This is a genomic window from Lysobacter sp. 22409, from assembly GCF_052045105.1.
GTDB lineage: Bacteria > Pseudomonadota > Gammaproteobacteria > Xanthomonadales > Xanthomonadaceae > Lysobacter > Lysobacter antibioticus_B.
This window is the reverse complement of sequence record NZ_JBQEOE010000006.1, coordinates 21467-41068: the sequence shown is the minus strand read 5'-3', so window position 1 is coordinate 41068 and position 19602 is coordinate 21467. Positions and strand designations below refer to the sequence as shown.

Annotated in this window: 10 protein-coding genes; 4 read left to right on the top strand and 6 right to left on the bottom strand. The window is 67.8% G+C overall.

Annotated features, from left to right (window positions below; all coding sequences use genetic code 11):
- Positions 1–146 precede the first annotated feature (146 nt).
- The 6 genes from ACTJJK_RS04795 to ACTJJK_RS04770 form a co-directional block, all read right to left on the bottom strand.
- Positions 147–3362: an efflux RND transporter permease subunit gene (locus ACTJJK_RS04795; protein ID WP_440729635.1), complete on the bottom strand. Its 3216-nt coding sequence runs from the start codon at positions 3360–3362 to the stop codon at positions 147–149.
- A 12-nt stretch (positions 3363–3374) separates the two neighbouring features.
- On the bottom strand, positions 3375–4550 hold the full coding sequence (locus ACTJJK_RS04790) for an efflux RND transporter periplasmic adaptor subunit (RefSeq protein ID WP_440729634.1): 1176 nt from the start codon (positions 4548–4550) through the stop codon (positions 3375–3377).
- Between the two features lie 329 nt (positions 4551–4879).
- The gene (locus ACTJJK_RS04785) at positions 4880–5275 is read right to left on the bottom strand and encodes a hypothetical protein (protein ID WP_440729633.1); all 396 of its coding nucleotides are present in this window, start codon (positions 5273–5275) and stop codon (positions 4880–4882) included.
- Between the two features lie 425 nt (positions 5276–5700).
- Complete coding sequence (locus ACTJJK_RS04780) at positions 5701–6345, bottom strand: DsbA family oxidoreductase (RefSeq protein ID WP_440729690.1); 645 nt, start codon at positions 6343–6345, stop codon at positions 5701–5703.
- A 146-nt stretch (positions 6346–6491) separates the two neighbouring features.
- On the bottom strand, positions 6492–12029 hold the full coding sequence (locus ACTJJK_RS04775; RefSeq protein WP_440729632.1) for an AAA domain-containing protein: 5538 nt from the start codon (positions 12027–12029) through the stop codon (positions 6492–6494).
- Complete coding sequence (locus ACTJJK_RS04770; protein WP_440729631.1) at positions 12026–13279, bottom strand: hypothetical protein; 1254 nt, start codon at positions 13277–13279, stop codon at positions 12026–12028. The genes ACTJJK_RS04775 and ACTJJK_RS04770 overlap by 4 nt, the downstream gene beginning before the upstream one ends.
- 324 nt (positions 13280–13603) lie before the next feature.
- On the opposite strand from ACTJJK_RS04770, the gene ACTJJK_RS04765 reads away from it, so the two are divergent.
- From ACTJJK_RS04765 to ACTJJK_RS04750, 4 genes are all read left to right on the top strand, one after another.
- Positions 13604–14887, top strand: a complete 1284-nt coding sequence (locus tag ACTJJK_RS04765; RefSeq protein ID WP_031371065.1) for an MFS transporter — start codon at positions 13604–13606, stop codon at positions 14885–14887.
- 614 nt (positions 14888–15501) lie between these two features.
- Complete coding sequence (locus ACTJJK_RS04760; RefSeq protein ID WP_440729630.1) at positions 15502–17100, top strand: N-acetylmuramoyl-L-alanine amidase; 1599 nt, start codon at positions 15502–15504, stop codon at positions 17098–17100.
- 163 nt (positions 17101–17263) lie between these two features.
- Positions 17264–18589 (top strand): condensation domain-containing protein, encoded by a 1326-nt coding sequence (locus ACTJJK_RS04755; RefSeq protein WP_440729629.1) that lies wholly within the window; start codon positions 17264–17266, stop codon positions 18587–18589.
- A complete protein-coding gene (locus ACTJJK_RS04750) occupies positions 18586–19602 on the top strand; it encodes a glycosyltransferase (RefSeq protein ID WP_440729628.1) in 1017 nt (338 codons plus the stop codon). Before ACTJJK_RS04755 ends, ACTJJK_RS04750 begins: the two co-directional genes overlap by 4 nt.

Sequence of the window (19602 nt, the reverse complement as noted above, 5' to 3'; positions counted from 1 at the left end):
GCGCAGCGCCGGCGAACGCCTGGGTGATCGGTGGCAACGGCCACTCGCCTGGGATCGCCGCATCGGCGGCGGGCAACTTCGGCGCCAGGCTGACGCAGCCGGTCATGGCCAGCGTCACCGCGAGCGCCAGGGCATGGATGGCGAACTTATTCATGGCTCTGCGCTCCTTCCGCGGCAGGCTGCGAGGGCGCAGGGGTGTCCTTGGCCGCATGTTTCTTCTTTCTCACGAACAGCTTCTCGACCACCACGAAGAACAGCGGCACGAAGAAGATACCCAGGAAGGTGCCCACGACCATGCCGCCGAGCACGCCGGTGCCGATCGCGCGCTGCGCGCCGGAACCCGCGCCGCTCGCCAACGCCAGCGGCAACACGCCGAGACCGAATGCCAGCGAGGTCATGATGATCGGGCGCAGACGGTCGCCGACCGCGGCCAGGGTCGCCGCGATCAGGTCCATGCCCTTCTCGAGGTTTTCCTTGGCGAACTCCACGATCAGGATCGCGTTCTTGCTCGACAGGCCCACGGTCGTGAGCATCGCCACCTGGAAGTAGACGTCGCGCTCCATGCCGCGCATCCAGGTCGCCAGCACGGTGCCGAGGATGCCCATCGGCGCGATCAGCAGCACCGAGGTCGGGATCGCCCAGCTTTCGTACATCGCGGCCAGACACAGGAACACGATCAGCAACGACAACGTGTACAACAGCGGCGTCTGCGCACCGGCCTGACGCTCCTGGTACGACAGGCCGGTCCATTCCAGACCGATGCCCGCCGGCAGTTGCGCGACCAGCTTCTCGACTTCGGCCATCGCCTCGCCCGAGCTCACGCCCGGCTTGGCTTCGCCGTTGATTTCCAGCGCCGAAACGCCGTTATAGCGCTCAAGACGCGGCGAACCGAACTCCCAACGCGTGGTGGCGAACGCCGAAAACGGCACCATCTCGCCCTTGTCGTTGCGCACGTACCAACGGTTGAAGTCGGTCGGCGCCATGCGGAACGGCGCATCGGCCTGGATGTAGACGCGCTTGACCCGGCCGCGGTCGACGAAGTCGTCGATGTACTGGCCGCCCCAGGCCGCCTGCAGGGTCGAGTTGATGTCGGCGATGTTCAGGCCCAGGGCCGAAGCCTTCTGGTTGTCGACGTCGACGCGGAACTGCGGCGTGTCTTCCATGCCGTTCGGACGCACGTTCTGCAGCAGCGCGCTTTGACCGGCCGCGCCGAGGAACTGGTTACGCGCGGCGACCAACGCATCGTGGCCGAGCGCACCGTTGTCCTTGAGGTAGAACACGAAACCGTTGGAGTTGCCGAGTTCGAACACCGCCGGCGGCGCCAGCGCGAACACGAACGCGTCCTTGATCTGCATGAAGCTGCCCATGGCGCGGCCGACCACGGCGTTGACGCTGTTGTCCGGCATCGGCGTCTTGCCGAAGCTGGTCAACCAACGCCAGCGGTCGCCCCAGGTCGCTTCGCGCTCTTCCCACGACTTGAGCTGCGAGAACGCCATACCGGCATTCTGGCCGTTACCGGCGAAGCTGAAGCCCTGCACGGTGAACAGCGAGTCCACCGCCTTGTCGCCGAGGAACTGCTCTTCGACCTTCTTGAGCACTTCGCCGGTGCGTTCCTGGGTGGCGCCGACCGGGGCCTGCACGATGGTGAACAAGAAGCCCTGGTCTTCCTGCGGCAGGAACGAAGACGGCAGACGGAAGAACAACACCGCCATCAAGGCCGCCATCGCCGCGAACACCATCATGAAGCGGCCGGTGCGGGTGACGATGCCGTGCACCGCGCCCTGGTACTTCTTGTTGCCGCGGTCGAACTTGTCGTTGAACCAGCCGAAGAAGCCCTTGTCGGAAGCGTGGTGCCCCTTCTCGATCTGCTTGAGCATGGTCGCGCACAGCGCCGGGGTCAGCACGATCGCGACCAGCACCGACAGCGCCATCGCCGAGACGATGGTGACCGAGAACTGGCGATAGATCACGCCCGTCGCGCCGCCGAGGAAAGCCATCGGCACGAACACCGCCGACAGCACCAGGCCGATGCCGACCAGCGCGCCGGTGATCTGGTCCATCGATTTGCGCGTGGCTTCGATGGGCGACAGCCCTTCTTCGCTCATCACGCGTTCGACGTTCTCGACCACGACGATGGCGTCGTCGACCAACAGGCCGATCGCCAGCACCACCGCGAACATGGTCAGCATGTTGACCGAATAACCGAACAGCGCGAGCAAGCCGAACGTACCCAGCAACACCACCGGCACCGCGATCGTCGGGATCAAGGTGGCGCGGAAGTTCTGCAGGAACAGGTACATGACCAGGAACACCAGCAGGATCGCTTCGAGCAGGGTCTTGACCACTTCCTCGATCGCCACGCGCACGAACGGCGTGGTGTCGAACGGGGTCACCGCCTTCAGGCCCTGCGGGAACGAGGGCTTGAGCTGCTCGAGTTCGGCCTGGATGGCCTGCGCGGTGGCCAGCGCATTGGCGCCAGTCGCCAGCGAAATGGCGATACCGGTGGCCGGCTTGCCGTTGAAGCGGGCGATGGTGCTGTAGTCCTCCTGGCCCAGTTCGACCCGGGCCACGTCGGACAGCTTCAACACCGCGCCGCTGCTGTTGGCGCGCACGACGATGTTCTGGAACTGTTCGGCCGTCTGCAGGCGATCCTGCGCGGTGACGGTGGCGTTGAGCTGCTGGCCCTTCACCGACGGCGTGCCGCCGAGCTGGCCGACCGCGACTTGGGCGTTCTGCGCACGCAGGGCGTTGATGACGTCGGTCGGGGTCAGCTTGTAGGTGTTGAGCTTGTCCGGGTCGAGCCAGATGCGCATCGCGTACTTGGTGCCGAACAGCTGGGTGCTGCCGACGCCGTCGACGCGGGCGAGCGGATCGACCAGGTTGGCGGCGACGTAGTCGGCGATGTCGGCGCCGCTCATGCTGCCGTCTTCGGACACGAAGCCGATCACCAGCAGGAAGGCCGAGTTCGCCTTCGACACGCTCACGCCCTGCTGCTGCACGATCTGCGGCAGCAACGGCGTGGCCAGCTGCAGCTTGTTCTGCACCTGCACTTGGGCGATGTCGGGGTCGGTACCGCTTTCGAAGGTCAGGGTGACGCCGGACTGGCCGTCGGACGAACTGGTCGCCGACATGTACATCAGGCCGTCGATGCCCTTCATGTTCTGCTCGATGATCTGGGTCACCGAGTTTTCGACGGCCTTAGCCGAGGCGCCGGGGTAGGACGCGTTCACCGATACGGTCGGCGGCGCGATGGTGGGGTACTGCGAGATCGGCAGCTGGGTGATCGCAATCGCGCCACCGAGCATGATGATGATCGCCAGGACCCAGGCAAAGATCGGGCGATCGATAAAGAACCGTGCCATGAATTTCTCCGATTACTGCTTCGGCGCGGCGGCGGCCGCGGCCGGCTTGGCCGGCGCTGCGCCCTTTTCGGTCGCGTCGACCGGCATGCCGGGGCCGATTTTCTGCAGGCCTTCGACGATGACCTTGTCGCCGGCCTTCAGGCCGCCTTCGACCAGCCACTTGTCGCCGATGGCCTGGCTGACCTGGACCTCGCGCGGCTCGACCTGACCCTTGGCGTTGACGACCATCGCGGTCGCCGCGCCCTTGGGATCGCGCGAAATGCCCTGCTGCGGCACCAACAACGCGTTCTGGCGCACGCCGGTACCGACCAGGGCCCGCACGTACATGCCGGGCATCAGGATGTTGTCGGGGTTCGGCACCACCACGCGCAGCAGGAAGCTGCCGGTGCCTTCGTCGACGGTGACTTCCGAGAACGCCAGCTTGCCTTCCAACGGGTACTTGCTGCCGTCTTCGAGCAGGATCGTCACCGGCGTGACCGCCTCGGTCAGGGTGCCGGCGGCGATCTGCTTGCGCAGGGCGAGCAATTCGGCGCTGGACTGGCTGATGTCGACGTGGACCGGATCGAGCTGCTGCACCACCGCCAGCGGTTCGGCTTGGTTGGCCGTGACCAGCGCGCCCTGCGTCACCGCGGACTTGCCGATGCGGCCGCTGATCGGCGAGGTGATGCGCGCACGGCCGAGGATCACGCTGGCGCTCTGCACCGAAGCGCGGCCGGCGGACACGTCGGCCTGGCTCTGCTTGAGCGTGGCGACCGCGGTTTCATCGTCCTGCTTGCTGACCGCGTCGATCTTGACCAGGTCGCTGGAGCGGCGCGCGTTGAGGCGCGCCGAATTCAACGCCGCTTCGCCGCGGGCCAGGGTGGCCTTGGCGGTTTCGAGGTCGGCGGCATAGGTCTTGTCGTCGAGCTGGTACAGCGGCTGCCCGGCGCGGACCAGGCCGCCTTCGGTGAACAGACGCTTCTCGACGATGCCGTTGACCTGCGGCCGGACCTCGGCGATCAGCGAAGCGCTGGTGCGCCCCGGCAGCTCGCGGGTCAGGGTGATGGTCTCGGGCTTTAGGGTCACCACCGTGACCTGGCCCTTCTGGCCGCCGGGACCGCCTGGGCCGCCTTGTTGATCGCCGCCCTTGCCGCAGGCGGCGAGCGCCAAAGCGAGCACGGAGACAGTGAGAATTGCCTTATAGGACATGGACTTGCGCGACGGCATGGGGGAGCCTCAGGACGTTGTGGCGGTCGGACGGACCGCGGCCACTTCAAAGAATGAACGATCATTCTCTTTTCTAAGCCAACCGAGGTCAACCCGCCCCCAGCCCGTTCAGGCGGGTTTTCCATGCGTTTTTCGGGCTTCCGGCGCGTTTTTGTGCAGAGCAGCGCCGAAAACGCTCGATCTGCAAGGTCAGGCGGTCGCGAGGGCTTGGGCTTTCGGCCGAGTCGGCAAAGGCCGGATTGCGGCGGAGCAGACATGCCGGCATCGGACGCCGTGACGCGGGACCGCGGGCGACTACCGGCGGCGAGCCATCAACTCAGTGAACGGTCGAGCGCGTCAGCGCGCTCGCGCCGCGCGAGCAGGACATGCATGACGACGGGATTGATCAACAGACAGAGCACGAGCAAGTGCGTGTCGATCAGCCCGAACAGCGGCGAGGTGTAGGACGCGCCGATCAACAAGGACCACAACCGGCTTGGTCGTTTCAGCCGAGGCAGCAATCGTCTTGCCACGAGCTCGGCCAAAGCGGCGACGAGCATGAAAGGCAGAGCCACGATAGGCGCAAAGACGATGAACATGATCGGCGACATTTCGGGTTGCCGGTCGATTGCGAAGTAGTAGAGCGTCCTCGCAATGGACAGCACGACCGTAGCCGTGGCTACGCCAAGCATGAGCAACAGGTAGTAGTTGATGGAACGTAGGCGCACTACGCAAATCCGTCTTGGGCCACTGCCGACGAAGTCATCGGTATGCGGGTGTCTCGCCCTAGCCCCCAGACAACGAAAAAAGAAGCTGGCAGGCGCGGAGCCGTGGCTGGCAAAGAGGGGATGCGACCCTGTTGATCGCGAGGCGCATGCTACGGATCGGACGGAATCAAGACAAGGCTTGATGGCATACACCCTCGCCACGAGCCGACGGTGCTTCGATGACCGGTACGACCTTGGCAGACTCGCTCAACCCGGCGCATCCCACCCCAGGAATCGGGATGGAGCTTGAATCAACGATGCTGGCGGTAATGGCGATAACGACAACGCGATCCCCGATAGCGCACGGGATGGCGCTGCCGGAGGATTCAACGAACCACAACGAACAAGGGCGCCATCGCGCCCCTGTCCGCCGATAACACCGGCGATCAGGCCTTGCCGGACACCGGCAAGCCCGCGATCTGCCGCAGCGCGGCTTCGAACTGTTCGACCGGCTGGCCGCCCTGGATCAGATGGCGGTCGTTGATGATCACCGAGGGCACAGCGCGGATGCCCTGGCTTTGGTAGAAGCGCTCTTGCTCGCGGACGTCGTCGGCGTATTCGTCGGACGCCAACACCGCGCGTGCGCGCGCTTCGTCGAGCCCGGCTTCGGTGGCGGCACGGGCGAGGATGTCGTGGGCGGACACGTCCTGGCTGTCGGTGAAATAGGCCTTGAGCAGCGCGTTCTTGAGCGCGTGTTCCTGGGCGGCGCCTTCGGTGGCGGCCCAGTGCAGCAGGCGGTGGGCATCGAAGGTGTTGTAGATGCGGTCGCGCGCGTTGAACTCGAAACCGACCGCGGCGCCGCGCTGGCGCAGGGCATCGCGGTTCTGGGCGAGCTGCTGCGGGGTGAGGCCGTACTTGTGCGCCAGATGCTCGTCGATGCTCTCGCCTTCGGGCGCCATCTGCGGGTTGAGTTCGAACGGCTGGAAATGCAGTTCGACCTCGACCTCGTCGCCGATCCTGGCGATGGCTTGCTCCAGCGATTTCAGGCCGACCGCGCACCAGGGGCAGACCACGTCGGAAACGAAGTCGATCTTGACGCGCGGCGCGGGTTGGAGGCGGGCTGGGTCATGGGAGGGCTGCGCACGAGGCGGTTGGAATGAACCTTCACGATGCGGCCTGAACCGATGAGGTTCAACCGGCTCCGTGCCGCACCAGCGGATCGGAGCGTTCCATCGGCTCAGCCCAGCGCGGCCTCCGTATAGCCCTTGCGCAGCTTTTCCTCGACCAGCTTGATGACTTCGCGCTCGGCGCGTTCCGGCGTGTCGAACTGCTTGATCAGTGTTTGCCCGCGCGTGCCGACCCGGCCGAACACCACGGTCATCTCGCCCTCGTGCTGACCGATGCGCCAGAACTTGTTCGAGCTGCCCTGTTGCAGCAGGAACTCGCGCAGGACCGGTGCGGCCGTCGGCGTCGACACGGCCGCCTCCGGCACAGCCGTGTCCATCGGCATCGAAACGGTCTCGACCTTGCTGGCGGTATCGTCGGCCACGGCTGCATCAGCGGCCGGCGCTTCCTCGGCCGCACCGTGATCGGCCTGCATGCTGGCTTCGATGCGTTCCAGCATCGCCTGCGGGTTGCGCAACCACTCGCTCGATGGCAGGTCGATCACCCGCCAACCGAAGGCGCGCAGGATGCCGGGGCGGAACACATAGCGTTCGCGCACGTCCACGGGCACCGCCTCGCCGTCGACATCGGGCGCATCGAGCAGGATCGCCAGCGCATAACCTTCGCCGCCCGGGTCGGCGATGCCCAGGTCGCAGCGGAACTGCGAGCGCCCGACATGTTCGTGGACGACATGGCCGCGTTCGCGCAGGGCGCGCAACAGCGCGGCGCGGAAGGCGTCGCGCTTCGGCGCACTGGCGAAGGCCCGCTCGGCGCCGGGGTTCAAGGCGCCCAGCACGGTCTGCGAGCGTTCGGATTCGCCGCGCGCGCTGGCCTCTGCGAACTGCAGGAAGGCGCGCAAGGCGGCGGCGCCGTCGTTGTGGGTGTTGGTGATCGCGTCGGCGCGGATCGTGCTGACCACCGCCATGCGGTGCTTGGCACGGCTGAAGATCACGTTGAGGCGCTTCTCGCCGCCGCGCTGGTTGATCGGACCGAAGTTCATCAACATACGGCCGTCGGCGCCGGGCGCGTAGCAGATGCTCAGCAGGATCAGGTCGCGTTCGTCGCCCTGTACGTTCTCCAGGTTCTTGACGAACAAACCGCAGAACTGGTCGTCGTCTTCGCGCAGGTACTCGCGCTCCAGGCGCACGGCGAAGTCGGCGTCCTCGGCCGCCAAGGCCTCCAGCGCCGATTCGATCTCGCCCTGTTGCGCTTCGGAAAAGGCGACCACGCCCAGGCTCAGGCCGGTCTCGCGGCGCAGCAGCTCGCGCACCAGGCCTGCGATGTAGCGCGCCTCGGCCAGGTTGCAGCGGTTGGCGTAGACGCCGTCCTCGACCCGGTGGTGGCTGATCGGCCGCGCCAGCAGCGCGTCGACGCCGGCCACCGCGGCCTGCGCTTCGGCGGCGCGTACGCTCAGGGACTCGTCGACGCGCGCGTCGAGCCGGCGATCGGGGATGGTGATCAGGCGGCCATCGTAGAAAGCGGCGTTGGAGAAACTGATGAGCGCCTCGTGACGGCTGCGGTAATGCCAGGCCAGCAAGGTCGCCGGCAGGTTGCGCGCGGCCTGGTTGAGCAGGCTGTCGGCGTCGAGATTGATCGCGATGCGCTCACCGTCCTCTTCGGCGACGACCTGCATGTCGTCCTCGTCGCCGGCCGTGGAGAAGAAGCTGGTCGGCGGCAACTGCATCTCGTCGCCGACCACCACCGCCTGGCGCGCGCGGCTCAGCGCCGGCACCGCTTCTTCGGTCGGGATCTGGCTGGCTTCGTCGAAGATCACCACATCGAACAGATCGGCGGCGAGCGGCAAGGTGTCGGATACCGACAACGGGCTCATCAGCCAGATCGGTTTCAGGTCGTTGACGACCAGCCCGGTATCGCCGCCGGCGAGTTCGCGGATCGAGCGGTAACGCATGCTCTTGCCGAACTCGTGTTCGAGCTCGCGCCGGCCGGTCGCGTAGCGTTTTTTGAACAGCTTGCCGTCGCTGTCGAGCTGGCTGGCCGACAGCGAGGACTGGCGCACGTGTTCGAGGAAGCTGCGGTGCAGGGTCGCCCGCACCACCGCGGCATTGCGTTCGAGCAACTGACGCTCGGCGCGGGCGACGCGCTGCGCTGCGTCGGCCAGGGTACGGCCGTCGAAGCGCGCGAGTTCGGGTTGCTCACGGTACAAGCGGGCCAGCGCCTCGTCGGCGACCAGGGCTTCGAGTTGCGGTGCCGGCAGATCGACCTGCTGCATGGCGTGCGCATAGGCCGGACCGGCCTGATGGACCGCGCGCAGCGACGGCAGGAAATCCGGCAAATCGTCGAGGCTCTCGCGCAGGTCGCGGGTCCATTCCGCCAGCTCGCCGAGACTTACGTTGTTCGGCATGTCGAGGCGACCGTCGACGATCTCCTGCAGGCGCACCAGCGGGGCGGCGTACTCGGCTTCGCGGGCGGCATGGGCGAGCGGGTCCGGCGCCGCGCGTAAGCGTTCGAGCAACTCGCGCAGCACCGGCGAGGCCGCCGACGCGCTGGTCCATTGGTCGAGCGTGGCCAGACAGGCGGCCGCCGCGGGCGTGTCCAGGCGTGCGCGCAGGCGCTCTTCGGCCTGCACATAAGCCGCGTCCGCCTGATGGTGAGCGGCCTTGGCCTGCAGCACCTGGCTATAACTCGGATGCACCGCGTGCTGGGCGAAGTCGTAGCTGCGCGACAGCACGCCGCGCAGGCGCCACCACGACGGCTTGAGCCAGCGCAGCAGCGAGGCTTCGTCGCGGCGCGCGATCGCCAAGGCCGCCTCGGTGTCCTGCACCGAGAACGGCGCGCGCCAGTGCACGGTGCCCTGCCCGGCTTCGGCGCGGCGCCGGTCCAGGCCGTCGAGTTCGTCGCGCTCGCGCCGCAGTTGCGCGCTTGCGGTCGAACCGGCATCGAGCAAATCCGGATGCGCCGCCAATCGGGCATCGCGCAGTCGCCGGGCCATCGACGACGCCTGCACCGCGTCGGCCAGACCCCGCTGAGGATTCAACAGGCTGCTCTCGTCCTCGAATGCGGCATCGAGGCGGTCGAGCAGCGGCTCGCACTCGTCGAGGCAGGCCACGGTCTGTGCATAGGCGCGTTCGTCGCCGAGCAGACCCGCCGACAGGCGCGCGAACGGATGACCGGCGAGGCGATCGAGGCCGAAGCGCTCCTGCAGCAAGGCGCGCAAGCGCTCGCCGGATTCGCGATTGCGCTCCCACACCGCGTAGTCGGGCAGACGCTCGCGTTCGGCCGCACCGATCTCGGCCTGCATCGGCGGCAGCTCGATCGAACGCCGCAACAGGCTGCGCACGCTGCAGGCCAAGCGTTCCGGCATCTGCGTCATGCCGCGCTCGTAGCCTTCGATCCGGCCGAGTTGCCCGGCCAATTCGTCCAGGCTCGCGGCGCGCGACTGACTCAGGCGCTCGTGCTGATGCGGCTGGGCGACCCAGCGTTCGTAACCCTCGCGCAGGTTCTGCACGAAGGCCTTCTTGTCGGTCTGCGAATCGTGGATCAGGCAACACAGCTCATCCAGGCCGGCCTGCTTGAGACGATGGAACACCACGTCCAGCGCCGCGCGCTTCTCGCACACGAACAGCACGCGCTGGCCGCGGCCGGCATAGTCGGCGATCAGGTTGGTGATGGTCTGCGACTTACCGGTGCCGGGCGGCCCCTGGATGATGAAACTGCGGCCGCCGCGGGCCAAGGCCACCGCGGCGGTCTGGGTGGCGTCGCTGGCGATCACGTTCCACTGCTCCGCCGGCGCAATCGGCGGCGGCGCGGCGATGTCGACCTCGCGCGGCTCGATCGAGAACACCTTGTCGAAGGCCGGGTTGGCGGCGCCTTCTTCGATCAGTTGCGCGTAGTCGCGCACCAGCGACATCTTGCGGTAGTTGAAATTGGCCAGGGTGACCTGGGTCAGGTCGAAATCCCAGGCGTAGGCATGGCCGTTGTCGTCCTGCAGGGCGTAAGTCGTGTGCTCGACCTCGTCCGCACTCGCGCTCATGTGCAGCGGAGTCGGCGTCGGGGCCGCACCGACCGCGCCGCGCAGCGGCAAGGGGCTCGGCTGGACGTGCTGGCGGAACAAGGCCAAACCCAGCGGACGGTAGTCGTCGCGTTCGTAACTGAAGTCCGGGCGCTGACCGTCGCTGCGCACGCGTCCGCCGCTGCGACGCTGATACTGCTGCAGGCGTTGCACCGCCTTGCGGCGGATCAGCTCGATCGCCGGCTTGCGTTGCAAGCGCAGCTCGACCCCGGGCTCGGAGGCGCGGATCTGCGCGGCCAGATCGGCATGGATCGATTCCAGCGAGACCTTCTGCAGGTCGACGGTCTCGGGCAGGCGGATGTCGTAGAGCTGGCGCAGGTAATGGCGCAGGGCCGGGTTGAACTCGGCTTCGCCGTCTTCGCACTGGATGACGTACTGATCGCGCACGCCCTTCTTGCGCACCAGCTCGACCGGCAGCCACAACAGCGGCGAGACCATGCGCTGTTCGGGATCTTCCTTGAGGTTGTGCCAGCGCAGGAACGCGACCACCAGGCGCAGATGACTGAAGCCGTACTCGGCGCGGTCGCGCCGGGTTTCCTGGGCGATGCGGTCGAGCGCGCCCGGCAGATACGGCTGGTCTTCGAAACGCAGCCAGCGATGCAGGCTGACCGCCTTGCCCGCGATCACTTCGTCGGCGAACTCGCCGCTCCAGGTGCACAGCTGTTCGGGACGGATGCTGCCGAGCTGCAGCACGATCGGCACGCTGGCGATGGTCAGGTTGACGCTGGCCTGGGTCGGGCGGAACTGCAGCAGGCGATTGCGCCGCGACAAGTCGAACAAACGGTCGCGCAGATGCGACAGCACCGCGACGCGGCGCGAGACCTCGCCCTGGGCGCCGGACAGGACGCGCTCGACATCCAGGCTCACCGGCTGATCGCGATAAGTCTCCAGGCGGCGCACGATCGAGGCCAGGTCGGTAGCGCGTTCGTGGCGATTCAGGGCGGTCATCTCGACCACGATCGCGGCGAGCACCGGGTTCAGGCGCGGGTTGATCCGGAACAGGTTCTGCCGTTGCGCGGCGAACAGTTCCAGGTCGTCGCCGTCGTCGAAGTCGAGCCCGCAAGCCAGGCTGGCGAGCACTTGCCCGAGTTGGAAGATGTCGCCGATTTCGTCGTGATGGCCGAGCGCCAGTTCCCACGAGGTATAGCCCGGCAGGTACACCGGATGCTCGATCGGCTGCGCGGCATCGCGCTGGGTCTGCAGGTTCTCGACCCGTGCGCCGTGTGCGGCGTCCTGGGTGACGCGCAACTCGCCGACGATGTTCAAGGTCGAGCCCGGCGGCGGTTGCAGGCGTCGTATCGCGTCCAGTTCGAGCCGCGGCAGGCGTCCGTCGGCTGCGCGCAGGCTCAGGCCCTGGCCGGCGACCTGGACGATATCGTCGGCGCCCAGCGCGGCGACGCGTCCGTGCGCATGCAACTGCGCGACCGTACGGAACAGCGGCAAGGCCAGGAACAAAACGTCGTCGGTGGCCAACCCGGCACCGCGCTGGGCTTCGACCACCGCACGCAGGCTGCTCGCCTGGGTCGGCAAGGCCGGCTCGTTCGCCGGTCCGTTTAGCGTCTCGTTCTCGGGCTCGTTCATGCGCTCGGTTCCTTGTCGAGGCGGCGCGCGAGCTTGTCGAGTTCGCGTTTGCCGAGCCCCGCGTCGCGCTTGAGCGCAGCAATGAACTCGCTGCGGCCGCCCATCGTTTCGGCCAGGCGCGCCGCCTCGAATACCGCCGCTTCGCGCTGCGCTTCGTCGATCAGGGCGAAATCCAGCATCACGCAGTGCAGGTAACGGCGCACGCTGTCGTCGATGCGTTCGGCGCTCAGTTCATCGTCGCTGGCGGCCGCTTCGTCGGCGCCCCAATCGGGAAAATAGGCGCGTGCCTGCTGTTGCGCGAGTTCGCCGCCCAAGGCTTCCAGCCGCAGCAGACGGGCGATGAAGCGCCGGGTGAGCGCGCTCAATGCGAGTTGGTCGAGCAGATCGAGACGATCGGCCGACAGCGGGCCTTGCAGGCGCCGGCGCAGCCAGGCATCGGTATCGGCGGCTCCATGCCACCAGCGTTCGACCGCCTGCGCGCGCAGATAGCTTTCCGGATGCGAATGGCCTTCGCAGCGGCGCCCGTCGGTCGATTCGAGCTCCTCGGCCTGGCGCAGGTAGGCCGCCGGATCGACGCTGCCCAGGCCGGTGTGCACCTTGACCAGGATCGCGATCGCCGGCGTCGCCGACTGCGCGGCGATCGCCGCGCCGCGGTCGGCGTAGATCTCGGTGTAGAGGCTGTACAGGCGCGCGCTCTCGGCATGGCTGGCGGCGGCCTGAGGGTCGGCCATACAGTGATCGAGGATGCGCTGCGCGGTGTAGTAGTCGCCGCCGTCGAGCGCCCACAGCCGGTAATGCGCGAGCTCGTGACCGAGCAAGGCGCTCAGTTCGGTCGCGTCGAGACGTTCGAGCACCGGCCCTTGCAGAACCACATGCGCTTCGCCGGGCAGGTACCACAGGCTGGCGCCCATCGCGCCGTCGCTGGCTTGGTACAGGGTCGTCGCCGCCTCGATGCCGAGCCGTTGCATGACCGTGGCGCAGATCGCATGCGCCTGCGGGTGCGATTCCGGCGTCAGGCGGTAGGTCTTGCGCAACAGTTCGGCGCGCAGTCCCTGGGCGTGCTGGGCCTGCACGCTGAGCGAGGACGCCCAGGCCCAAACCTCGGCTTCGGCGCGCTTGAGATGCGCGACCAGGGCCGCGTGATAAGGCAGCGGCGCCAGCGCGGGCGCTGCCGGCGGCACCGTCGCACTGTGCGTGTTGCCGCCGTCGGCTGTGCCGATGCCGTCCTGGACCTCGTTGCTTGCCACCACGATCCCGCGCTCCCTCGAATGTCTGAACGCCGCCCCGCGGATCGCGCCGCAGGGGCGGCGGCCCGATCACGATACCTCGCCTCGATGCAGGATGGTCGCCGCAGCGCAGCGCGCGTGACGGGGCTGCGAAGCGGGCGCGACTTTGCCGCAACTGACCGTTGCCGCGGCGGTGCTGGCGCCGGCGGGTACGACTGGCCACACTGTCCGCTCACCATCGCCTGTCCGCGGCTGCGGACGCGCCGTCCACGACGGCGCCGACGATTCCAGTTTCCCGCGCGGCCGCATGCATCGCATGCCGGCGCGTTTTCTCCGACGAAGCTTGCCATGAGCGCCACCGCCGCCGTTTCCGCCCCGATCGCACGCCCGCTGTGGCAGGGACGCGCCTGGGTGCTGGTCGGCATCGTCCTGTCGGCGTTCACCCTGCGCACCGCGGTCACCTCGCTGACGCCTTTGCTCGACGCGCTCGGCCGCGAGTTCGGCTTCGGTTCGACCATGACCGGCGTGTTCGGGATGGTGCCAACCGCTGCGTTCGCACTGTTCGGCGTGGCGACGCCGGCACTGGCCCACCGCATCGGCCTGGAACGCGCCGCCCTGCTGGCGATGGCGATGGCCGCGCTCGGCCTGCTCGCGCGCGCCTTCGTCGGCAGCACCGGGCAATTGCTGATCGCCTCGGCGTTCGCCTTGGCCGGCATGGGCATCGGCAACGTCGTGCTGCCGCCGCTGGTCAAACGCTATTTCGCCGATCGCGTCGGCACGGTCAGCACCGCCTACATCACCGTGCTGCAGCTCGGCACGATCCTGCCGGCATTGGCGGCGGTGCCGCTGGCCCAGGCCGCCGGTTGGCGCACTTCGCTGGGCTCGTGGTCGCTGGTGGCGGTGGCCGCGGCGCTGCCGTGGATCACGGTGTTGTGGATGGAGGCGCGCGGCCGCTCGGCGCAAGCGCGCGCGCTGGCGCGGGCCCACGACGATGCGGTCTGCGTCGGCGACGAAGCGCCCGAACTCGGCACGCCCGCGGCCACCACCCCGCCCGGCCGGGTCTGGCGTTCGCCGGTCGCCTGGGGCATGGCGCTGATGTTCGGCATGACCTCGCTGGTCACCTATTCGATGTTCACCTGGCTGCCGAAGCTTCTGATCGAAGCCGGCGGCAGCCCCGCGCTCGGCGGCAGCATGGTCGCGCTGTTCTCGACCCTGGGCATGATCAGCGCGCTGTGCATGCCCGCGCTCGCGGTGCGCATCGCCAATCCGTTTCCGATCGTCATCGCCTGCATGCTGGCCTACCTGGGCGGCTTCGCCGGCCTGCTGCTGGCGCCGATGCACCTGACCTTCCTCTGGGTCGGGCTGATCGGCCTGGGCCCGAGCACCTTCCCGCTGTCGCTGACCCTGATCAACCTGCGCACGCGCACACCGGCCGGCTCGGCCGCGCTGTCGGGCTTCATGCAGGGGCTCGGCTACACCCTCAGCTGCCTCGGCCCCTTGTTGTTCGGTTGGCTGCACGACCTCAGCCACGGCTGGGCGTGGCCGTTCGCGATGCTCGGCGCCTGCCTGTTGGTGCTGGTCATCGGCGGGCGCCTGGCATGCAAGCCGCGGATGCTCGAAGACAGCTGGTAACGCGCACGTTGCGGTTCCGGCCGTGACGCCGGGCCTCGATCGCCGCGAACGCTGTTTCGAGCACTGCGCGCACCGCAAGGCGCGCTGACGACGGCGCTCCGTTTCGTACTCTCACCACGCATCGCGATCCCAAGGCGAGCGCCGGACGGCCGCTGTCTGGCCGTCAACGAATGGCATTGGTGCGCAGCGAACGCGGCGCCGTTTGATAACGAGACGGCGCTGCCGGTCTGAACCGGCGGCGGCTGAAGCGCACACCGGGCGCGGCTTGTTTCCACGCGAATTCCTCAGCGAACGAAGCGCTTCAACGAAGTCGAGGCGCTCCGGTGAATCGATCCTGCCCGTGCCAGCCATCGGTGCGACCGCCGCCGGTGATCCTCATGCATGACGCATGGCGCCGCATCGGGCCCGGCAGCGCAACGCATTCATCGCAGTGAAATATTCGCGTCTACAGCGCACCACAGCGCCGGACTGGAAGCGTCGGCACAGATCGACGCATCGCAACGCGCCGGTTTCCGGCAACGGGTCACGTAAACCCTGCGGTTGCTCACGACAATGAACGAACGGGATCCATACGCGGCTTTCCACGGACTACACACTCCGAAGGAGATCGTTCGATGCATGTGCACTCACTCGCCGCAGCCCTCGGCTGTTCGCTGCTGCTGACCTCGGCGCTGGCCGTCGCGGCCGACCGTCCCGACCTCGAGGTTCTGCGTTTCGAATTCGACAAGACCCAGGCGCAAGTGCTGGCGCAAGCCCGGCGCGCGTCCTATCCCGAGTATTTCCGCCGCGCCTATGCGCGTTATCCGAACCTGCCGGCCGGCTCGCTGGAAGCGATCGCTTATGCCGAAACCGGCTGGAACCACGTCGCCCCCGAAGCGCAGAACCCGCGCGATGTGCACATGCCGCGTTCCTACGGCGTCATGGGCCTTTATCACGGCGGCGGTTTCGCCGATCAGGTCGGCGAAGGCGCGCGCCTGATCGGGCGCAGCGCGCAGCAGGTCATCGACGATGCGCAAAGCAACATCCTCGCCGGCGCCGCCCTGCTCGACCGCGCGCTCGCCGCCAGCCAGGGCGAACGGCGCAGCCACGCCCTCGCCCAAGCCGAGGATCTGGCCCCGGTGCTGGCACGCTACGCCGGCTACGGCGCCTCCACTGGCGGCATCGCCGACTACGCGCGACAGAGCTTCGCTTATGGCGTGCTGCAGACGCTCGAACGCGGCGTCAACGACCAAGGCGTCGAGATCCCGGCGCAACCGCTGCGGCTCGAACGCGCCTTCGGCGCCGGTCAGTTGCAGAAACTGCGCGCACCGACCTTGTTGATCGATGCCGGCGCCGACAGCGTCCGCGTCGACCGTACACTCGCCGATCAGTTGGCCCGGCCGGCGATCGATGCCGGCGCCAAGGCCGTCGATTTCGGCGAAGCGATCTGGAATCCGGCCAGCCCGAGCAACTACAGCACCGCCTCGAACGCGATGAGCGCGGTGATCCTGCACACGATGGAAGGCTCCTACGCCGGCTCGATCGCCTGGTTCCAGAACCCGAGCGCGCAGGTGTCGGCGCACTATCTGATCCGCAAGTCCGACGGCCAGATCACCCAGATGGTGGCGGAAAACCGCCAGGCCTGGCATGCGAAGTACCACAACTACTACACGGTCGGCATCGAGCACGACGGCCGCGCCGCCGATGCCGGCAACTGGTCGGCGGCGATGCTCAACGCCTCCGCGCGCCTGACCAAGAGCATCTGCGCGCGCCGCGGCATCGATTGCCGCACGGCCTGGAACGGCCCCGGCTACGACAGTTGGCATCTGGTCCCCGACAGTGTGCGGGTCAAGGGCCACGGCATGCTGACCCAGAACGAGAACCGCTACGACCCCGGCAAGTACTTCCCGTGGTCGAGCTATTACGGCCTGATCAACGGCGGCGGCACGCCGAACCCGCCGGGCAAGTACTGGGTCGACACCTTCGCCAACGCCACCGGCTACAAATGGCCGTCGACCCTGACCCCGGTCGGCACCCTCTACCAAGGCACCAATTACGTCTACTGCAAGGCGTGGGGCCAGGAAGTGCGCGTCGGCACCAGCTACAACCACTACTGGCTCAAGACCGATCTCGACGTCGGCCCGGCCGGGGCCTGGGTGTCGGCGTATTACCTGAGCCGCTGGGGCAACGACGAGGCGCGCGACAACAACGGCGCGGTAATTCCGGACTGTTGATCCAACCGGCGAGCGCATCGCCGCGGCGCCCTCGTCCCGATCGGGCGAGGGCACCGCAACGGCATGAACTCCGCGCCACTGCGCGAATGGCCGCACCCGAGCTTTCCCGGCCAGCTGCGCCCTCGACGGCGCGCCTGGCGATTCACCCGATCGCGAGAACACGATGAAACGAAAGATGATGCTGTGCGAGCGGATCATGTACGTCGACCGCGAAACCCCGTTCACCCTGGTCCAGGCCGCGCGCATCCGCGGCCGGCTCGATCCGGAGCAGTTGCGCCACGCCCTCGACCGCATCCAGCTCAAGCACCCCATGCTGCGCTGCGCCGTGCTCGACGGCGACTCGCCGCAGATCGTGCTCGAGGACGATCCCGCGCCGATCCCGCTGCGACTGGTCGCGCGCGAAAACGACCAGGACTGGCTGCGCGAATCGCATATCGAACGCGAGACCGCGTTCGCCAGCGACCGTGCGCCGCTGATGCGCGCGGTCTGGATCCACGACGAAGACGGCGGCGAGTTGCTGCTGACCTGCCACCACTGCATCTGCGACGGTTTGTCGATGGTGACCCTGCTGCGCGAGACCCTGGCCCTGTGCGACTGCCCGGACCTCGATATCGGGCGCCATACCAGCGTCAACGGCATGGAGGACTTGCTGCCCGAGGAAGTCCTGAACGATCGCCGCGCCCACCGCAACGCGCGCTGGAAGGCGATGGCGTTCCGTCTGTTCTTCGCGGTGCGGCGCAAACGCACGCCGATACCGCAGGGCGAGTTTTATGTGTTGCGCTGGAAGCTGCCGCGCGAAGCCAGCCAGGCCCTGGCCGAGCGCGCGCGCGCCGAAGGCGTGACGGTGTTCGCCGCCATCGCGGTCGCGTTCTCGCTGGCGTTCCGCACCATCCGCAGCGACCGCGCCAACGGCAAGGTGTTCGTGCCGGTCGACATCCGCAAGTTCCTGCCGCGGCTCAGCGCCGACAGCCTGTTCGCGTCCGCGCCCGGCGCCATCGTCGCGCTCGACAACCGCACCCCGCCGGACCAGATCGACGAACTCGGCTACTGGAATCAGGCGCGCGCGTTCAAGGCCCGACTCAATCAGCGCATCGAGCGCCTGACCCGCAACGTCTACGAGTTCTTCATCGGCCTGGAACTGCTGCATTCGGTGTTCGACCAGTTCATCGCCGAGCGCCGCTCCGACCTCGACGCCTACGACGTCACCCTGTCCAACGTCGGCCGCATCGAGATGCCGCGCGACTACCACGGCTTCCACCTGGAAACCGTATACAGCCCGAGCCTGCACCTGCCCTGGCGCACCACCACCTCGGTGCTGATGTCGGGCTTCGCCGGCGAGCTGGATTTCAGCTTCATGTCCGACCAGCACTCGCTGCCGCGCGAGCAGGCCGAAGCCATCCGCGACCACGTCATCGCCTCGCTGTGGGAACGCGGACGCACCGCCAACCCGGCCGAGACCGACATCCTGTCGGTGCGGGAAGCCGCATGAAGGTGGACCGCGACCTGGGCGCGGACGCGCCCTACGGGCCGCCGCCGCCCGGCGACACCGCCGTCGAACCGGCCAGGACCCCGCGCGCGATCGATCCGCGCGCCTTCGGCGTGGTGTTCGTGCTCTGGCATCCGGACGCCTCGCACCTGATCCATCTCGACGATGCGCATGCCGCTTGCCGCCACGTGGTCGCCGTCGACAACTCGCCCGAGGCCGACGCCGATTTGCACGAGCGCCTGCGCGGCGCCGGCATCGAGGTGGTGTTCAACCGCAACGCCGGCGGCATCTCCGGCGCCTACAACCGCGGCGTCGAGGCCTTGCTCGCGCGCGGCTGCCAGGTGGTGTTCCTGCTCGACCAGGATTCGCAGCTCGGCCCGGAATTCTTCGCCCGGATGATGCAGGCCTGCGCCCAGGTCGGCAGCCAGGCCTTCGTGCTCGGGCCGAAAGTGTTCGAGGCCAACCTCGGCCGCTATCTGCCGGTGTTCTCGCCGGCCGGGCGGATGCCGCGGCCGGAACGGATCGACGACCGCGTCGACGGCCTGATCCCGACCCTGTTCGTGATTTCGTCGGGTTCGGCGATCTCGGCCGCGGCCTATCGCGAGCTCGGCGCGTTCCGCGAGGACTACTTCATCGAGTACGTCGACATCGAGTACGGCCTGCGCGCGACCCGCCAGGGCATCCCGGTCTACGTCAACGCCGCGGTCGAGATGCGCCAGCAGGTCGGGCGCTTCGTCAAGCGCGGGATATTTTCGACCAGCAATCACGTGGCCTGGCGCCGCTACTACGCCTCGCGCAACGCCGTCCACGCGCTGCGCTCCAACGCCTCGCGCTGGTCGGTGCATTGGCTGATCGAGTTGCTGACCCTGCACCAGGTGCTGTGCGTGCTGGTGTGCGAGGAGCACAAGCTGCGCAAGATCGTCGCCATCGCGGTCGGCTATGTCGACGGCGTGTTCGGCCGGCTCGGGGCGTTCGAGGAACGCCATCCGCGGCTGGCGGCGTTCTGCCGGCATTGA